Source organism: Aquimarina mytili, from assembly GCF_016735115.1.
Lineage (GTDB): Bacteria > Bacteroidota > Bacteroidia > Flavobacteriales > Flavobacteriaceae > Aquimarina > Aquimarina mytili.
In genome coordinates this window covers 1-17,905 of sequence record NZ_JAERQJ010000020.1, presented here as the reverse complement: position 1 = coordinate 17,905, position 17,905 = coordinate 1, and the positions used below count along the sequence as shown (strand labels likewise).

15 protein-coding genes are annotated in these 17,905 nt (G+C 36.6%); 7 read left to right on the top strand and 8 right to left on the bottom strand.

Features of this window, described 5'->3' with window-relative positions; all coding sequences use genetic code 11:
* Positions 1–246: 246 nt before the first annotated feature.
* Both JJQ60_RS21710 and JJQ60_RS21705 read right to left on the bottom strand, forming a co-directional pair.
* On the bottom strand, positions 247–939 hold the full coding sequence (locus JJQ60_RS21710; RefSeq protein ID WP_201924744.1) for a tetratricopeptide repeat protein: 693 nt from the start codon (positions 937–939) through the stop codon (positions 247–249).
* Positions 940–1,053: 114 nt separating this feature from the next.
* Positions 1,054–1,587, bottom strand: a complete 534-nt coding sequence (locus JJQ60_RS21705; RefSeq protein ID WP_201924743.1) for a hypothetical protein — start codon at positions 1,585–1,587, stop codon at positions 1,054–1,056.
* A 436-nt stretch (positions 1,588–2,023) separates the two neighbouring features.
* Between JJQ60_RS21705 and JJQ60_RS21700 the strand changes: the two genes are divergently transcribed.
* Positions 2,024–3,601, top strand: coding sequence for a solute:sodium symporter family transporter (locus tag JJQ60_RS21700; RefSeq protein ID WP_201924742.1), 1,578 nt, complete (start codon positions 2,024–2,026; stop codon positions 3,599–3,601).
* Positions 3,602–3,746: 145 nt separating this feature from the next.
* Here the strand turns inward: JJQ60_RS21700 and JJQ60_RS21695 are convergent, their stop codons facing one another.
* Positions 3,747–3,989, bottom strand: a complete 243-nt coding sequence (locus JJQ60_RS21695) for a hypothetical protein (RefSeq protein WP_201924741.1) — start codon at positions 3,987–3,989, stop codon at positions 3,747–3,749.
* A 109-nt stretch (positions 3,990–4,098) separates the two neighbouring features.
* Between JJQ60_RS21695 and JJQ60_RS21690 the strand changes: the two genes are divergently transcribed.
* From JJQ60_RS21690 to JJQ60_RS21675, 4 genes are all read left to right on the top strand, one after another.
* Positions 4,099–4,320, top strand: a complete 222-nt coding sequence (locus JJQ60_RS21690; RefSeq protein WP_201924739.1) for a helix-turn-helix domain-containing protein — start codon at positions 4,099–4,101, stop codon at positions 4,318–4,320.
* 75 nt (positions 4,321–4,395) lie between these two features.
* Positions 4,396–4,746: a hypothetical protein gene (locus JJQ60_RS21685; RefSeq protein ID WP_201924737.1), complete on the top strand. Its 351-nt coding sequence runs from the start codon at positions 4,396–4,398 to the stop codon at positions 4,744–4,746.
* A 130-nt stretch (positions 4,747–4,876) separates the two neighbouring features.
* Positions 4,877–5,209 carry a helix-turn-helix domain-containing protein gene (locus JJQ60_RS21680; protein WP_201924734.1) on the top strand — a complete coding sequence of 111 codons (333 nt, stop codon included), beginning with the start codon at positions 4,877–4,879 and terminating at the stop codon, positions 5,207–5,209.
* Between the two features lies 1 nt (position 5,210).
* Complete coding sequence (locus JJQ60_RS21675) at positions 5,211–5,657, top strand: type II secretion system protein GspG (protein ID WP_201924732.1); 447 nt, start codon at positions 5,211–5,213, stop codon at positions 5,655–5,657.
* A 23-nt stretch (positions 5,658–5,680) separates the two neighbouring features.
* Here the strand turns inward: JJQ60_RS21675 and JJQ60_RS21670 are convergent, their stop codons facing one another.
* The 5 genes from JJQ60_RS21670 to JJQ60_RS21650 form a co-directional block, all read right to left on the bottom strand.
* Positions 5,681–6,136 carry a TPM domain-containing protein gene (locus tag JJQ60_RS21670; RefSeq protein WP_201924729.1) on the bottom strand — a complete coding sequence of 152 codons (456 nt, stop codon included), beginning with the start codon at positions 6,134–6,136 and terminating at the stop codon, positions 5,681–5,683.
* Positions 6,137–6,210: 74 nt separating this feature from the next.
* On the bottom strand, positions 6,211–7,410 hold the full coding sequence (locus tag JJQ60_RS21665; RefSeq protein WP_201924728.1) for an RHS repeat-associated core domain-containing protein: 1,200 nt from the start codon (positions 7,408–7,410) through the stop codon (positions 6,211–6,213).
* Positions 7,411–7,654: 244 nt separating this feature from the next.
* Positions 7,655–8,041 carry a hypothetical protein gene (locus tag JJQ60_RS21660; RefSeq protein WP_201924727.1) on the bottom strand — a complete coding sequence of 129 codons (387 nt, stop codon included), beginning with the start codon at positions 8,039–8,041 and terminating at the stop codon, positions 7,655–7,657.
* Positions 8,042–12,112, bottom strand: coding sequence for a DUF6443 domain-containing protein (locus JJQ60_RS21655; protein ID WP_201924725.1), 4,071 nt, complete (start codon positions 12,110–12,112; stop codon positions 8,042–8,044).
* Positions 12,113–12,130: 18 nt separating this feature from the next.
* Positions 12,131–16,009 (bottom strand): type 2 periplasmic-binding domain-containing protein, encoded by a 3,879-nt coding sequence (locus JJQ60_RS21650; RefSeq protein ID WP_201924722.1) that lies wholly within the window; start codon positions 16,007–16,009, stop codon positions 12,131–12,133.
* 538 nt (positions 16,010–16,547) lie between these two features.
* Between JJQ60_RS21650 and JJQ60_RS21645 the strand changes: the two genes are divergently transcribed.
* Complete coding sequence (locus JJQ60_RS21645) at positions 16,548–16,919, top strand: transposase (RefSeq protein WP_201924720.1); 372 nt, start codon at positions 16,548–16,550, stop codon at positions 16,917–16,919.
* 8 nt (positions 16,920–16,927) lie between these two features.
* Positions 16,928–17,839 (top strand): IS3 family transposase, encoded by a 912-nt coding sequence (locus JJQ60_RS21640; protein WP_201924718.1) that lies wholly within the window; start codon positions 16,928–16,930, stop codon positions 17,837–17,839.
* The last annotated feature ends 66 nt before the right edge of the window (positions 17,840–17,905 follow it).

The following is a 17,905-nucleotide window of genomic DNA, read 5'->3' as shown; positions in this document are numbered from 1 at the left end:
ATAGAAAAGTAGAAGAAGGTAAAAATAAAATGAGTGTACTAAATGCTGTAAGAAACAAAATTATACACATCATTTTTGCTTTGATTAAAAATCAAACTTTTTATCAAAACCGCTTGAATTTGTCATAGAAATCGAATTGATGGATTGTTTAAAAATATCTAAATGCACAACAGGCTTTTATAATACCTTTTGACAGGCATTATTAGATATAAATGTAAACTTAATTTCTAGTTTAATTAGTTTTTATCAACTATTTCTTAGTTGTTCTGCCTTATCAAAACACTCATTTACCTTTTGATCATCTTTACCCATGCGGCTATAAATTACCCCTAAAGTATACCATGCATCTGCATAGTTTTCGTCGATGTCTAAGGCTTTTTTAATGTATTCACATGCTTTTTCCTCATCTTCATGATATGTACTTACAGCAATGGCTAAATTTTTCCAACCAGTGATATCCAATGGATCACATTTTGTTAGTTTTGCGAGGCAGGCAATTGATTTTTCACCATCTTGATATACAGAATGATATAATACACCTAAATTATTGAGAGCATATGTATACTCAGGATTAATTGCTATTGATTTTTCATAGCAATCTCTCGCTTCGTCATAATTTTCAAAAAAAGTTTGATAAACATAGCCTAAATTATTGTAGGAAGCATAGGCATCAGGGTTCATTTCAATACTGGTTTTATAGTATAAAACTGCGCGCATACCATCTTTTTCATAAGTTTCCTGAATGTATGCCAATTTGTGCCAAACATCAGAATTATCACCTCCCAATTCAATGACCTTATCAAAAGCATCTGTAGCTTTTTCCCATTCTTGTAGGTCATAATGGCAATTTCCTAATTCTTCCCATGCCGATGCAGATTCTGGGTTAGTATTTATATGTAGTATTGCCTGGGCAAGGTTTTGATTTAAATTTTCGGACATTTTACTTAGCTATTAAAATTAGAGTTTATTTCTTAATGTTATAGCAAACAGAAATGTAACCCCCAAAGAGATAATTTTAACAGTTTTATACGTCTTTCAGGTATACGAGAGGTATTAATTCTCTTCGTCTTCGAGATCTTTTAGCAATTCTTTTTCAATATTTTCGGGGATTGCCAGGGATAATTCGTTGAGCTGAATAACCAAACTATTATAGGCTTTAATTAAGCGGGTATTTGCGCCCAGAATTTCTTCAGATCTTACTCTTTTCTTCTTAGACAATTGCGCTAATAGAGCAGATTCTGTAGAAAGAACCGTGATGCGCGAATTGATGGTATTCACATTTAAATCCTCAGAAAGATTTTCTTCAAAAGTACCCACTAGAATATCAGCACTGTCGGCGTATTTTTTTGCATAAAAGGCATTAGCATCATGCATAGTGTGCATAAGACTTCTAAGGTTCTGAAAATCTTCAAAACTTTCTAAGCTTTTTTCTGCTTCCGGAGAAATTTTTAAAAGTTCTGATTTTATTTTTTCTTTAGACAGGCTGTCAATCTTTTCTACCTTAATGTCGTCCTGAAGTGCAGAAGTATTTTCAGTTTTACAGCCAAAACAAAGTAATAGAGATCCTAAAAGGAGAAATAATCGCATTGCTATCTTTTTACTAATAAGAACTCAAAAATAGAACATTTATGGCAATTAGATTTTTAAAAGGGGGATTTCATTTAAAAAATGAAAACCTCAGGTAGATTTCTACCTGAGGTTCAACAAATGCATAAGTATAGATTAAGCTACTTGGGTGGTAGCTTTTTATATGCCAAAGAGGTTAACATTTGTTGATTTACATAGTGGTTGAGTTTATGTTCCTCTTGTAAACGTGAAGGGTTTAGATTATTATTATTTTTAATAAAACTTAACACTTTTTAAGGATATCTTAAGGCTGCTCTGATATTGAATATTGCCATAGAATTTTGTGATTAGATTTTTAAAATGAGGTTTAAATTATTTGAATTCAATCGACTAAATAGGAGACACCGCTTTTTTTTGAAATAATTCCTATATATTTAGAATTCTAAACACACAAATCATGGGTATACTTTCCTTTTTAGGTTTTACATTATTAGTTGGGGTTATTGCATACATTTCTACACTGAAGACCGATGAAAATACATCAGATGGCTATTTTTTAGGAGGAAGAAGTCTTACGGGAGTAGTAATTGCGGGTTCTTTACTCTTAACAAATTTATCTACAGAACAGATTGTAGGACTTAATGGGCAGGCGTTTACCGAAGGGATTTTGGTTATGGCCTGGGAGACATTAGCGGCTATTGCTATGGTCATCACGGCTGTATTTTTATTACCCAGATACTTGAAAGGCGGAATTACAACAGTACCTCAGTTTTTAGAACGACGCTACGATACAACAACAAAAGCCATTACATCTGGGCTTTTTCTAACCGGATATGCTATAGTTTTATTACCCATTGTGTTGTATACAGGTTCATTAGCATTAAGTACCATGTTTGATGTGCCAGAAATGTTGGGTGTTTCAAAAAATGCGGCCATTTGGATATGTGTTTTTGGGATTGGTATTGTTGGATCTCTCTATGCAATTTTTGGAGGGTTGAAGGCCGTTGCAGTGTCTGATACCATTAATGCTGTGGGTCTATTGATAGGTGGGATTATGATTCCGGTATTTGGATTACTCGAAATAGGAGATGGAAGTATTGGTGATGGATTAACTACACTATTTAAGGAGAACCCAGAGAAATTTAATTCTATTGGTTCTAGTGAAGCTAGTGTGCCATTTGCGACTATTTTTACAGGAATGATGCTGGTGCAATTGTTTTATTGGGGAACAAATCAGGCAATTATACAAAGAGCACTTGGTGCCAAAAATCTGAGAGAAGGACAAAAAGGACTTATTCTGGCATCGTTCATTAAAATTTTGGGTCCATTAATTGTTGTGCTTCCGGGGATTATTGCATTTCATATGTTTGGAGATACATTAGAAAAAGCAGATGAAGCATATCCAACCTTAGTTAGTAAAGTACTTCCTTTATCTTTGGTTGGTTTTTTTGCTGCTGTGCTTTTTGGAGCCATACTTAGCTCGTTTAATAGTGCATTAAATAGTTCGGTAACCTTGTTTGGTGTAGATATTTATAAGGAGTATATAAATAAAGAAGCTTCAGAAAAACAAACAGTTAAAGCCGGAAAGATTTTTGGAACCCTTCTAGCCTTATTTGCAATGCTAATTGCACCCTTTTTGCAAAGTGCAGAAAGTATTTTTGGGTATTTGCAGCAGGTAAACGGTTGCTACAGTATTCCAATTCTTACCATTATTGTTGTAGGATATTTAACCAAAAATGTTCCTGCTATTGCAGCAAAAGTGGCTATTATTTCTGGTGCTATATTATACTTACTTTATGTTGTGTTGGATGGCACAATCATGAAGGATCAATTTCCGCATTTTTTACATGTAATGGCAATTCTATTTGTATTAAATGTGATTATCATGCTTATCATAGGAAAACTATATCCAAGAGCACAAGAGTATACCCAAGAGTATACTAAAGAAGTTGATATTACCCCCTGGAAGAGTGTTAAACTTGTTGGCGGTTTAATCTGCATCATTGTGATAGGTATATATATCTACTTTTCGTAATTAGAAGCATAGAAGAGGAGTCATTTTATAGGAAAATATTACCCCTTAGGATGGTACAAGGATCTAACTTGTACCGCCCTTGAGGGTGTCTATAGACGGGCTATAGGGTATTGTAGTACTTATAGATTATAGAGCAAACCCCATATTAGGATATTCTAATAGGGGTATCGTTGAGTTGTTGTTGGCTAAAAAATCCTATAAGAAACCCTACAGGTTCTGTATATACAAAGCTTGGCAAGCTGGGATCATAGTGTATTGGGGCGTTTAATGATTTCATCATATCTAATATGCGGTATAGTTTAGTTCTAGAGATGTTTAGGCGGCATGCTAGTGTTTCTGGGGTACCGGTAGCCTGCAAACGAATAAGCTGATCGATGCGTTTGATCATTTCGATATGTTTAATCACGGTATGCATTACACTATTTTTTGTCAAAGATATAAAAAATAATGACCGATCAGTAATTAAAATTAGTAATAGAAAGGCTGACCTTGGTGTTATGAAAAACAATAAGGATAAAGCGCTTTTAACATTATTAGCCAAAAGGGTAAAACAATTAAGAACAGAGAATAAACTTACCCAAGAACAGGCATATCATGATACAGGTATACATTTTGGCCGTATAGAACAGGGTAAACGAGATGCATCATTTACTACAATCTATAAGATTAGTATTTATTTTGGTATTACTGTAGAAGAATTTTTTAGTAAAGGCTTCTGAGTTTGTGCTCTATACATATTAAAAACCATCAAAAATTAGTATTTTATTACTGTCTAACTTTAAAATAGTAATAAAATGATTCTAGATTATTCTGAACTACTCGAAAAGATTATATCTTATTTACTCACGACCACGGTAATAATGTGTCATTTCTATACTGGCCCTACTATCAAAAATGCGATTAAAAACTCATTAACGACTATAAGTGATACTATTATCTACATAAGCAAGACCAGAGAGTTTCGTATAACAAGTTTAATTTTTATTTATACACAATTCGCAATAGGAACAATTGCAGCACTTTTTATAGGAATATTGGCATGGCTAGACGCCTTTAGCATACTTAATACTATTTTATGGTTTTCACTTTTGTTTTCAGCAAATTCATTTTATTGTTATCAAAATTATAAACTGGTCAATAATTAATACAAATAAAAAAACCACAACACCTTTTACAGCGTTGTGGCTATCTTCTTAATCCGTTTGTTTTTTAATCTTTAAGTAACGTATATTTGCTAAAACCTTTATTTATCATAGGTTTTTTCATTTATAGATTATGAATATAGGAGCAACAATAACACAATTGCGTAAGCAAAATAACTTATCTCGGGAGGAGCTGGGCAATAAAGTAGGTACTTCTGGTGCAGTGATTGGTAGGTATGAACGTGAAGAAATTACACCCTCGGTAGAGATAGCCAATAAAATTGCTAAAGCTCTTGATGTATCTTTAGATTACCTAGTGGGTAATGCTTCTAGTGTAGTAAAAGATAAAAAGATTCTGGAACGTATAGAAGCTATTGCAGAGATGCCTACAGACAACCAAAACCAAATCTTTAATGTTGTGGACGCCTTAATTCGTGACTTTAAAGCCAAAAAAGCGTATTCTTAAAATGTTTGATCTAATAGCAGAACTATTATTACTATTTGAAGAACTTAAATTCTGGAAGAAGAAAAAGAAACGTAGAAAGCTAGAAAAAGAAAAGGGTTTACCAAAAAAAACTATGATTCATCCAGTAACAAAAGTTTTGTTCATTGGGCTTGTTTTGACTTTTATCCTCGGTGTTATGCTTAGAGTTTTCTATACACATCCAAATGAATCAAAAACAACCAAAAAAATTGTAGAAGTTAAAAAGATTCTTGAAAAACAATATAAAGACCTTGGTAAATACCCAACTAAACTAAAAGATATAATAAACAATAACCCTTTAAGGAAAAATATTAATCTGGACGCATGGGGCAATGAGTTTTATTACAAACAAATAAAAGATGGTTTAAGTTATGAACTAAAGTCCAAAGGAAAAGATGGTATTTTAAATACTGAGGATGATTTAAAATAACCATCCTCAGTATATTTAGTTTACTATTTCCATTTTGTTATTATTTCTGCTAATCCTTTTTCAATGCCATTATAAAAGTTTCCTTTTTTAAATTCTGGTAGAAAACTCTCATATATAACTATTTTACAAAAATCATCTGTTAAAGTTTCTTTAGATTTATCACTGGTAGTGATTTCAACTTTTTTTAAAATCTTACTAATGACTATAATTATAATATTATCATTTTTGACTTCTTGACTATAAATATCACCTAAGCTCATGGCATATGAACGAAAGTCAGGAAAACGTCCAATAGAATGTGTAGTCACAATCAAAATTTCATTTCCAGTATCATGTCTGAATTTTGAGATAGTTTCCTCTAAATTTTTCCTTTCTCTTATTGATAAGATTGATTCATAGTCGTATACAAATTTAGATTCAATGATTTTTCCAAAATCAAGATTTTGACATTCAACGCTTTTGCTATTATATTCTGTCATTTGAGCTATCAAATTCGAAGAATAAATAATAAATGATATCAGAATAATATATCTCTTAAACATATCTAATTAAATTACCAGCTTCCACCTGCGCCGCCGCCGCCGTTACTATAAGGCCCTGGGCCTCCAACATTATAATATGGTATTGATTCAATATTATGATGATAATAGTGAGGACTATGTTCCTTTATTCTAGGCCCATACACATATTCATTCATAGTAGTTCTATACATGTTATCTGTCATTATGGGAGTTGATATTATCATAGCTCCAACTTTCAATTGTGGTCGAGCTGTTGTAGCTGTTATGCCTAATATAGTAAATGCTTCATCTAAGTCTGCCAACATTTGTTCTGCTTCTGTACGACTTGTTACAACACCTATAGAATTTTGCCATTCTTCTATTGTCATCATTATAACGCTTTTCAATTGACCTACATTTGTAAGCTTCCCTAAAATATCAAGTATCATAGAATTCCTAATAATTATTCTATCATTTTCTTCATAAGCCTCAATATCCCCTACAGGATCACTTCCTATAATTCTATCTCCAAATTGAATTGTATTTAAGTCGTAGTCATAATGGATAGTATGACGTACCTTTAAAGAGCTTAATGCAGAACTTAACATTGCTAAACCAGACATCTGATTATTTCGATTGGTATCTGTTAAGCCCACAGAAGTTAAAGCCTCTCTATAGGACACTGCTCTACCTAATCGATCTTCATATTGCCCAGTATAACTATTGTAGTGTATTCCTCCACTACCTGCAACACTATAAAAACCAAAACTACCACGTCCACCACTATCTAAGGTATTTTCTCTGTTATCTCGATTCCAAGGGCTTTCTGGTTCACTATTCCCACCACTAGGATCTGCATAATAAATAGGATTATTATCAAAGGCATTATAAGTGGATAATCCATGGTGTATAACAGGGTCTTGTCTGTTCCATCTTGCAATTGTTGGATCGTAAGAACGTAACGGCATCTCATACCAGTTAAGCCCTAAGCCTTCTTCTAACTCGGTATTATTGTATTTATATTGGTGCGAACGCCCATTGATCATACTATTATATCCTTTGTGTTTTAATCCGAAAGGATAATAATTCGACTCTTCTATAATCTCGTCTTGGGTAACTGCCCCATCGTTATTTTTATCAGAATATGAGAGTCTAATATTGCCCAGGTGGTCGGCGTATTGGTATATGTACCTGTACCTTTCGGCTCCGCTCGAGGTACTTTCTTTTTCTATATACCCTTCAGGTTGGCCCATAAACTCTAACTCCCCGTTTTTATATTGTGCTGCGGCGTATTCGGTAGTCGTAATCGTACCGCCGTCATTAAGGATCTTTTTTAGTTTGCTTCCTCCGGCATCGTAGATATATTCGATGGTTTTGTTGGTAAACTATACTTTATTCTATTTCAATGAACTTATTTAAACCACAACATCTTTTACAATGTTGTGGTTCTTTTCTTACTTATAATCGGCACTCGTTACAAACGAGCACTGGTATATACTATGACCCAGCGGGAGATATTTGTATTATGGAACTAACCGTTCCATTCAAATCTTTGAAAAAGTAAACTTTATCACCTTCTATTTTATTTAAATAAATAAGACTTTTCGTTTTTCCTATTAGTTCCACATTTAACGTATTGATATTTATTCTCGATAATTTGAACCCTGAACCTAAAAATTTCTTTACAAAAACAGGTGCATAGATATAATTCTCTTTGTGCAGAATAGGCCCCCCAAAACGATAAGACTTTATAGGTGTTCCATTAATTGAGATTGTTCCTATTTCTGGTCCTCCTTGAGATATCTCCATTAAATCAGAATATGATACTTCTTTTTCATTTATTATTTTATTAATAGCAAATTGTATTGGATCTTCTAATTTCATTTATTTAGTAATTTTAGAGGTTTGGTTTATGACACTTCTCGAGTTTGTAATAAATTGTAGAGAACCGCCAGGGTATTTAACTCCTTGAGGACCTATAATTCCAAATTTAATAGTTGTACCTTTTGGAATAACACCTGTCGTATATTGTGTTAATGGATTCCATTCAGTCTTTATTGCAGCAAAAACCCTATTAACAAATTTATTTTTTCCTATTCTCAATCCCCAAAAATCAGGCCTTCCTGTACTCATTTGTCCAAATCTTTGAACCGGTATATTGAATGGGGTTTTTACAGTAAAGCCGCGAATCAAAAATCCATCTGCTGTAGTTATTCCTTTACCTACTAATCCTACACCTTTAGAGAACAATATGGTTTCAGCAATTTTCTCGGTACCATATCCCAATCCATATCCAATTTCATAATTAGTCATATTAGGTACATCTTGGGCTGTGCTATATATTGAAGCAGCTAATAAGTTTCTTGATGCCTGTCCGTCTAAAGTAGGGGCTTGTAGATTTCCCATAGCCACTAGACCTTGTCCTAGATTAGCCCATCCTTCTGCAGTTCCTAAACTTTGTAAAAAATCCAATGTTGATTCTCCACCAGCTACAAATCCATCAACAAAACCTTCCAATCCTGTGCCGCCTTCAACTCCATACTGTGCTGAAATTCTATTGGCTTCTAACCCAAAATATGTTGCCCAAGGATTAGTAATAGTTAGTCCTACACTATTTAATGCGGCATCAATATCTGTACCATAATTAGTTCTACCATTTGCATTACTATCTTTATTATTATCTTTATCATCTTTGTTTCTAGCCTCTTCATCTTTTTTTGTGCTATCACCCCCACTAGGATCTGCATAATAAATCGGGTTATTATCAAAAGCATTATACGTAGATAAACCATGATGTATTACAGGATCTTGTCTATTCCATCGTGCTATCGCAGGATCATACGATCTAAGAGGCATTTCATACCAATTCAAACCTAGCCCTTCTTCTAACTCTGTATTGTTGTACATAAAGCTATGAGCTTTACCATTAACAATATTATCAACAGATTTCTGAGTCAATCCAAATGGATAGTAAGCCTGTGTTTGTAAAATTTCGTCAATAGTAATCGATCCGTCATGATTACGGTCTGAGTAAGAAAGCCTTACATTATCCAAATGATCTTTAAATTGGTACACATACTGATACCCCGAACCATCATGCTCAATGTATCCTTCAGGTTGTGGGATAAATTCTAATACTCCATTTTTATATTGTACTGCTGCGTATTCGGTCGTAGTAATCGTACCGCCATCATTAAGGATCTTTTTTAGTTTACTACCTCCGGCGTCGTAGATATATTCGATGGTTTTTTCAGCATCATTTTCAAAAATGATCTTCACCGGTAAATCCAGATGGTTATACTCAATACTGGTGATCCCTTTGTTTTTATCTACAGTAATGCTTCCATTGGCATCATACTCATAATCATTACCTACGGTATTGCCATCTTTAAATCCAAAAGTGGTATTGCCCGCATCGGTTACACTTAGTAATTTATGCCCTGTAGCCTCATAGGTATAGGATAGGTTATCCATCTCCCCAAAAGTGGTGGCATTAGCATCTACATGTCCTTTTCTATCCAGGGTTAGGATATTCCCCATAGTGTCATAGGTAATACCCGTAAGGTCGTATTTACCATTTCCACTTTCAGCTTTTATAATTCTATCCAGGGCATCATATGTGTATGTATAGGCCTTTAGGCTATTATCCTGATTAGCCGATCGCCAGTAAATTTGACTAATATTTCCATTATATAAGGCTTTATCCTGATATGCAGAAGCTACATCATTATAATAGATTCTATACGAGAATAAATCATTCCCCATAGTATTGACATCATTGATCCCTTTTAACCAACCTCTTACATTAAATGTATAATCTACATGTTGCAGGCCACCCCCAACATTTTTGGCTACCAATTGCCCAAGATTGTCATACTCGTTACTGGTAATTACCTCTACAGGCTGATCATTGATCTGTTGGGTTTGCGTAAGCACTCTACCCATATGATCATAGGTAAACCTATCGATGGTTATAATCGGTGCATTGCTGCCTTTGGTATGGGTGGTGGTACTTTGGATCACTTTGCCTGCAAAGTCTAATTGGGTTTTTGCAATATCTAGTGTACTAAGATACTCATTTTTACTGGCTGCATATACCGGCCGTGCTTTTTTATCATAATAGGTGACTGTAGTGGTCCAATCGTTAGTGCCTAACACTCGTATTTTGCCCCCGGTAGGTAAAGTTTTAGTACGGTTAGTTATCGGCTCGCCATATACGGTGCCTGGATTCGAAAGCTCAATAGGCAGATCAAAATTATAATCGTCATAATAACGAATACTATGCAGCTCGATATTAGCCGTTGGGAATGCTGTATTCGTATAGTACACTATAGTTCCCGCTATATTGGTGGGGGCGCCTCGCCCCTCCCACAGGGTGGTAAGCGTATTGACCTCTTGTTGTAGTGCCGGTCGATCCCGAGTATCGGTATACATCCCGCTATAGGCCCCTCTACCCAAGCCATCGTATTTGGTAAAGAGCCAGACACCTTGTGTCTTTAAAATATCATCCTGGGTCAGTATGGGTTGGTCGAGCTCATTATAGACAATATACTCCCATCCTTTACCCGGGTCTTTCTTTTCAACAAGACGGTTACGCTCATCATATCGGTACTGATAACACACTTCGGCAAGCTCGATGTCTGAGACACCATCAGTAAGATCCACCTTAGGTGGGATCACAAAGGTAAGGTTACCATAGTCGTCATAAACATTGTAGGTATCTATAGCCGCTCCATTATTATAACTTCTAGTTAAAAGGGTACGTCCATTTTTATCGGTAAAACTCTCTGCGGTTTTGTTATGCCCATCGGCTGGGGTCCAGTTTTCGTTTTTAACAATGCTTTTGCTTAGCTCTCCTGCTCCATAGCTCCCATTAGGCACTACCGTTGGGATACCATTGGTGATGGTGATATCAAAACGCAATACTTCTGCCGCTTTATTAAGACCATAGGCAGATTTTACGGTATGCTCGTTGGTTACATATTGGTTATACTCTTTAATATATTGGATATGGCTAAGACTACGAGTACTTTGTAATTTTACTCCATTGGTCAATGGCCTTGGAGTACCACTTGTTGGCGTAATCACCAGGTAGTTGTTCTCGATACTGGCCGTATAATCAATTGGGGTATCGTTAACATCAGTCAACTGCCCTAAATCGAGGTATTCAATTTCAGGATAGACCTCAATTTTTCGAAGTTTCCCGGTAGACAATGCCTCGATCCCTAATGCTGGCTTTGCCCAGATCTGCAGTTTCAGCTCTGCATTGTTAATGTTTACGGCCACTACATTATCCAAATTAATAGCACTATATGCTGGTGCGTAGGGGTCTAAAACCTCTGAGGCGCTCCAGTTCTTTACATAGCTAAAATCCACAGGAAAACTGGCATATACTGGGTCTTTATGACGGGTATACTTCCAGTCCTTACCCGGTGCGGCTTGTTCTTCCACTCTGTTAAGCGGAGAAGCCTCCAAAATGGTCTCGCTATAGGCATTGACTTCTTCTAGCGGTACTCCTGCAAAATCATCGGGGTATTTGTTTTTATAATAGGCATTGATATCCTGATGGATATTCACTTCTCTATAACTCCCCGGTACACCTGTGGCTTCAAAAGGCAGGTATTGTTTGGTTTGCCTACCCAAGCCATCATACTCGATATGTGAAATAATATCGGTATTGTTTGTTGAGGCATTGATGGCATTTTCTTGTATAGGTCTTCCTAAACCATCATAATAGGTGATGGTTTGGATTTTTTGATCTTCGGGTGCCGTCTCTAAGGCATTGGCCGTAGTAAAAGGTGCTTGTGCCTGTACTGCCATGACATAGTTTTGATCTTCAGACGGGACTAACCCCTGGGCATAGGTAGTGCTTATCGTAAGCAGTAGCCCTATGATATATAGTGTGTTTTTGATTATGGTATTCATCAACGTATATGTTTTATGTCTTTGTTTCATCTTGTGGTGGATTTAGGGTTATTGGTTGTTATCAGGTTGTGAAATCCCGATTCCACCGCCGCCGCCACCGCCGCCAGAGCTACTACATTCTGAGTCCCCTATACTAAAGGTTCGGGTACTATAAGGCGCTTTTCCGGTAATATTATCGGTGATAATACATTTTACGGTTTCTGATCTTGGACCACTACATCTTAGGGTAATAAACAAACTCGATGAGCTTCCCTTATAGTTTCCGTTGACATACCATTTGTAGCTGTAGTTACCAGAACCACTGCCTGCTTTGGCTAATAGTTCAAGTTTTTTGGTTCCTGTAGGCGAGCTATGACGCCTGGTGTTTATAGAAGCCGTCCAAAAACCATCATACACATTCATGGTGGTAGTTAGCGTCTCTGTATCTCCGGTCTTGGTATCACGCACTACACATTGTATGTTTACATTGCCATAATAGGTATAGTTCATATACAGCCCGAAGGATTTTTGGCTGCTGGTATAGGTGCCCGCACGTCCACTGATGGTCCAGCTATAGGTATAGCTTCCTGACCCCCCACTTGGAGTAATGTTAAACGAAGCTGTATTGTTAACCGTAAGATTCGCAGGTCTTGAAATCTGACCAGCCGATCCCGAAAGCGGTGGATAAATACTAATCGACTTGTTTACCACTTTGGTTTTACTGGTAATGGTATCGGTAATAGTGAGTTCTATGGTTGCCATTCCTTCGGTGGTCCCTGAGTGCAGGGTAAGATTAGTTCCTGTAAAATACTCTGGTGCCATACCAGGTTTGGTAAGCTTCCAGCTGTATGCAAATCGGGAAGAGCCTCCGCTAGCTTCAGATGTAATCTGTAAGGTAGTACTCGTATACATCCAGTTTTTATCAGATATGATACTAGCCACTATAGGATCATATTGTATCCCACTATCATTATAATAGTATTTATTAATGATATTATGTTCTTCATCTCGGGTATGCAGTAAACGATACAATCCATCATACTCGGTATAAGTGGTATATCCTCTTGGATCGGTGGTACTGGTCAGCCCAATAAGCGGATCATAAGTATAGGTAGTCACTATCGCATTAGGTAAGGCATCCCGTAAGGCATCCAAGGCTTGTCGCAAGGCACCTTCGTTACCAGTATAGCCTAGTGTACGATCGGTATCGGCATTAGACTTGGCTTTAAGATCGGCTACATATGCCACTACCTGGTTATAAGTAGCATTACCAATCTTAGCGATTGGGTAGAGATCATTATACCCCCAGATATAGACCGTATGTGGGCCTTTACCCTGGGAGACTTCTAAAGCATTGCCTTTAGCATCGTATTTGTGATAGATCGTTTGATCTTTTAACGGTGCCCCTTCTTTAGCGCCTTGTATGATAGAAGGTAAATAGTACCCACTGGTGGTGGTATTAAAATTAACCACTGCTGTAGCTTGCTTTTTAGGCCCGATAAAAGTCTCGGTCTTCACCGGTGAGGCCATACGATGGGCACTCATCAGCTGGGTATTATTAATATCCGGATGGTATGGGTAGTAATAACTTGACTGTTGCACCTCTCCTTTAGAGTTGGTTTGAGTCTGCCCGATCATTTGGTGATACTGATCATATACATATGCTGTCGTATTTTCTGAATACTGTGTAGGATCGATATCAGAATAGGTTCTGCTGATCACTCGTTTTTGTAACGGCTGGGTGTTGGTTTCTTTATAGGTTTCTATTTCGTATTGCTTCATCCAGGCATCAGCATCCTGATCTCCTACAGCAAGGATATATTTATCAAAGGAAAACCCTTGCACCAGACCCACTTTATTCATCGCTTCTCTGGCCCATTCCTCATAAGCTAGCTGGGTGCCTTCTTCATACACTTCACGAAACCCAGGGATCAACTGAGGTAAGTACGGAAGAAGTTCGCTACCGTTTCGTTCTAATTCTCTACGAATGAATTCCCTTAGGTTCAACTCACGCTTTACACCTTTTATAGAACGTACTTTAACGGCATAGGGGTAATTAGGATCTAAGGAATTTCCGAAGGTATCTCTATCCATCTGCACCGGTACATACTCATAGCGTTGCTCACTAAGTAGTTGTTCTGTAGGTTGTGGAGTGCCATCAATATCTTTATAGGTACGCACCGATTTAATTCGAATACCTCCTTCTACTTCTCCTCTTGGTGCAAGATTATGAAGTACATCATTACCAGAATTCTCTGCATTCTCAAATACCTTGGGATCTTCAAAGGTATAGACCGTTCGTCCGTTATGGATCTCTTCATTGGGATCTGAGGATACCACACGCTCGCTTACCTGTGCATAATAAATCGGTTTAGCAGGCCCTACATAATCGGCATTGTTTGTATTGCGCACCACAGAATTGATCTGGGCACTAGAGCCTAACTCCTCTGTACTGTAGTCATATTCTTTTTTGGTGCATGCACTTGTGGTTCCTCCACAGCTTTCAATGCTTTGTACTCGAATCCCTCCATAGCCTTGAGCATACGAATTCAATTCATAGACTATCGTAATTTGTCCACCACTTTTACTGGTCATCGTTTGTAATGCACCTTGCACCGTTCCTTTAAAATAAGGATAATCCCGTATCACAGCATCTGTATCACTCGACGATACTTGTCTCCCTGCATAATACCCCCATTTATCCATCCCAGAGGTAATTTCTTCTTTATCAAAATCATAATCTGGTAAGGCATAAGAGTTGTCTTGATCATAATAATCAAATCGAACTTCTAACTGATCATTCTTTTTGATCTCGGTCAGCAATCGACGTGATCGCTGGGTATACAAATCATAGCTGTTAATGACAGTATGATTATAATCGTTAAGGGTAATACGGTTATACTGGTGGTATATTCCTGAAGTTCCCGGTTTTAGAGTAAAATCTAAAGACCCTTCTGCAAAATTGATTTTGGTCAGTATGGGGGTAGTGATATCTACATCCATACGTACATGTTGATAGACATACGGATCCGTTTTAGGATCATCCCCTTCAAAATTCTGATCAAATAAAAATTCTGAGGATAATGATTTTAATGAATATACCTTAGGCACAAACGCTTTTCTTCTATCGGTTTGGTTTTGATATTCAAAGGTGATCTGCTGGGTCGTATTTGGTGGTTGGATACTACTTAAATACCAACTACGTGGATAGGTATAATAGTCCCCTTCTGTTATGGGGATAACCCCTAAATCAGGCTCATAAGGATCAAAGATCTCTTTGGCGGCAAAGATATATTTCACCCCTTCGGCATCGATCACTTCGATCTGATCCCAACCAAAGTTGACCTCTACATTATGATGGGATAACAATACTGGTTGCCCGTTAATCCCGATCTTAAACGAGAAGTTTAAGGCACCCGCATTGACGGTAAATAAATCTGGTTCCCCATCGATAAGTCCATTGGCCAGTAAATAGGCATGGTGCTCTTTGAGCACTTGTTTACCCCCGGTACCCGGGCTATTGTTAGGATCAAAATGATAATAGGGATCCAATATGGTTTGTCTTATATGTTCTAAGCCATGGTATCCCTTAGGATGATCATCCGGAAGGCCTCGTACCTCGCGAGAAATCATCCCGGTAGCCACAAGACTCCATCCCAGTCCAATAGGTGAAGGGGCTTCCATCACCTGAAGACCGGTATAACGGTATTGCAAGCCTACTGGCCAGCTTACTCCATTTTGTTTGATGGTATAGATGGGCAGGGCATGTTGTATGGCCCCGGTACTAAGATCTACACTCGATCCGCTGGCTTTAGCGGCTTTAGCCGCCGTGGGAGCAGCCTTTATAGCCGTGCCGTAGCCCCCATAAAAACCCTCTTGGGCGATTGTATTTTGAATGAATAGAAAGCTAAGTATTAGATATACATAGCGTAATAATGAATGGTTCATATATGTGATTTATTTTGAGGTTTTTTTAAAACAAAGTGGCAAACGTAGCCCTAATTTTTAAATGATAAAGGGGGTATTTTTCCCCTTTTCGATGTCTGGTCCAAAAAAATTGTTGAACAACACAAAAAAGTGATGCTTTTTCCGAAATTTTACGGTTTTCCTCATAGTTCGCTTATGGTTTTTTAGTTTTACAGTGCAATACTAACACATCCCAGTTTCATTTTTCGGGACTCAGAAAATTTAAATGTTAAAATTTAGAATTAGTTGAAGGTTTATACTTTTATAAGCACCTAAAGAAGTATTCTGTATTCTCGTAATTATATCAGAACTTAATCAAAATGACTACCTTAAACACTTGCCTGTTTTTTATCAAAAAAACCAACTCTAAAACCTACCTCCCAACAACACATTATCCTAAGCGCGTACCCTAATACCCCTCGCCAAGAGTAGTTGATGCTCCCCGCGGGATGGTGATACCAAAGCGCGTATATATAAAGGTGTCTTGTCCTGAAATAGGTTTACACAAAAGTGTAACTATATGGAAAGATATTCAAAGACTTCTTCATCAAAATGGCAAAATAGATATAGTGAAGAATTTAAGCGATTTGTATGTAATGAATTTTTAACAGGCACTTCTACTCGTCGAGAAATTGAGCATAAATATGATATTGGTAATTCACGTATTACTTATTGGTTAAGAGAATTAGGGTATGATTATTCTAAGCCAGGCATTGTATCTTTGCCTAGTATGTCACAATCTAAGAATGCATCCGAAGAAGAAAAGAATAAGGCTCAATTACTTCGAGAATTAGAGGAAGCTAAACTATTGGCAGAAACTTATAGAAAAATAATAGAAGTAGCTGAAAAGGAGTTTAAAATTAAGATTGTAAAAAAGTCCAATACCAAGTAATCCAAGAGATGAAAAACATTTATCCAAAGATAAGTTTAGGCAGGTTTTGCCGATTACTTGGTGTAACTCGTCAGGCATATTATCAGCATTTTTGGTATCGAGAACAATTATCTTTTGAAGAGGATTTAATTATAGGTGAAGTGTTGAGAATACGTAAAAATCATCGTCATATGGGAGGTAGAAAGCTTTATGAAAAGCTTCAACCTTTTTTATTAGAGCATCAAATAAAGATGGGTAGAGATCGATTATTTGATATTCTCTCAGCCAATCATTTGTTGGTTAGACGAAAGAAAAAACAAACCATAACAACCAATTCGTTTCATCGATTTAAGAGATATCCAAATCTGATAAAAGGTCTTATTGCTATAGCTCCTAATCATATATGGGTAAGTGATATTACTTATTGGAGGATTGAAAGTGGTTTTGTGTATATCAGTTTTATCACTGACGCATACTCAAGAAAAATAGTCGGATATCATTTGGCAGATAGCTTACAAACTTCAGAAACTATTAAAGCCTTACAAATGGCCATAACAACTTTACCTAAAGGAAATCATCCCAAATACAAATTGATACACCATTCGGATAGAGGAACTCAATATTGTAGTGGTGAATATGTGAAATTATTAGATCAGAATAACATTGATATTAGTATGACAGAAAATGGTGACCCATTAGAAAATCCAATAGCAGAAAGAGTCAATGGTATTATAAAAGAAGAATATCTCAATGATTACCATGTAGAAAACATACAGGAGGCTACAGGGCTATTACAAACTGTTATTAACCTATATAATAACGAAAGACCACATATGAGCATTGGAAACTTAACACCAAATCAAGTACATCGAAATAATTTAAAAACTGAAAAGCTATGGAAGAATTATTATACAAAAAGTCCTATCATTGTAAATCAATAATAGGACTAAAAATACGTTGTAAATCTATTTTAGGATTAATGTAAAATATGTAAACTTTTTTTAGGA

What these genes read in the sequence shown, in the direction of transcription:
- JJQ60_RS21690 (WP_201924739.1), top strand. Translation starts at nt 4,099, where the DNA reads ATGAAAAACAATAAGGATAAAGCGCTTTTAACATTATTAGCCAAAAGG.
- JJQ60_RS21675 (WP_201924732.1), top strand. Translation starts at nt 5,211, where the DNA reads ATGTTTGATCTAATAGCAGAACTATTATTACTATTTGAAGAACTTAAA.
- JJQ60_RS21660 (WP_201924727.1), bottom strand. Translation starts at nt 8,041, where the DNA reads ATGAAATTAGAAGATCCAATACAATTTGCTATTAATAAAATAATAAAT.
- JJQ60_RS21665 (WP_201924728.1), bottom strand. Translation starts at nt 7,410, where the DNA reads ATGGGCCAACCTGAAGGGTATATAGAAAAAGAAAGTACCTCGAGCGGA.
- JJQ60_RS21645 (WP_201924720.1), top strand. Translation starts at nt 16,548, where the DNA reads ATGGAAAGATATTCAAAGACTTCTTCATCAAAATGGCAAAATAGATAT.
- JJQ60_RS21670 (WP_201924729.1), bottom strand. Translation starts at nt 6,136, where the DNA reads ATGACAGAATATAATAGCAAAAGCGTTGAATGTCAAAATCTTGATTTT.
- JJQ60_RS21710 (WP_201924744.1), bottom strand. Translation starts at nt 939, where the DNA reads ATGTCCGAAAATTTAAATCAAAACCTTGCCCAGGCAATACTACATATA.
- JJQ60_RS21705 (WP_201924743.1), bottom strand. Translation starts at nt 1,587, where the DNA reads ATGCGATTATTTCTCCTTTTAGGATCTCTATTACTTTGTTTTGGCTGT.
- JJQ60_RS21700 (WP_201924742.1), top strand. Translation starts at nt 2,024, where the DNA reads ATGGGTATACTTTCCTTTTTAGGTTTTACATTATTAGTTGGGGTTATT.
- JJQ60_RS21695 (WP_201924741.1), bottom strand. Translation starts at nt 3,989, where the DNA reads ATGATCAAACGCATCGATCAGCTTATTCGTTTGCAGGCTACCGGTACC.
- JJQ60_RS21655 (WP_201924725.1), bottom strand. Translation starts at nt 12,112, where the DNA reads ATGAAACAAAGACATAAAACATATACGTTGATGAATACCATAATCAAA.
- JJQ60_RS21685 (WP_201924737.1), top strand. Translation starts at nt 4,396, where the DNA reads ATGATTCTAGATTATTCTGAACTACTCGAAAAGATTATATCTTATTTA.
- JJQ60_RS21680 (WP_201924734.1), top strand. Translation starts at nt 4,877, where the DNA reads ATGAATATAGGAGCAACAATAACACAATTGCGTAAGCAAAATAACTTA.
- JJQ60_RS21640 (WP_201924718.1), top strand. Translation starts at nt 16,928, where the DNA reads ATGAAAAACATTTATCCAAAGATAAGTTTAGGCAGGTTTTGCCGATTA.
- JJQ60_RS21650 (WP_201924722.1), bottom strand. Translation starts at nt 16,009, where the DNA reads ATGAACCATTCATTATTACGCTATGTATATCTAATACTTAGCTTTCTA.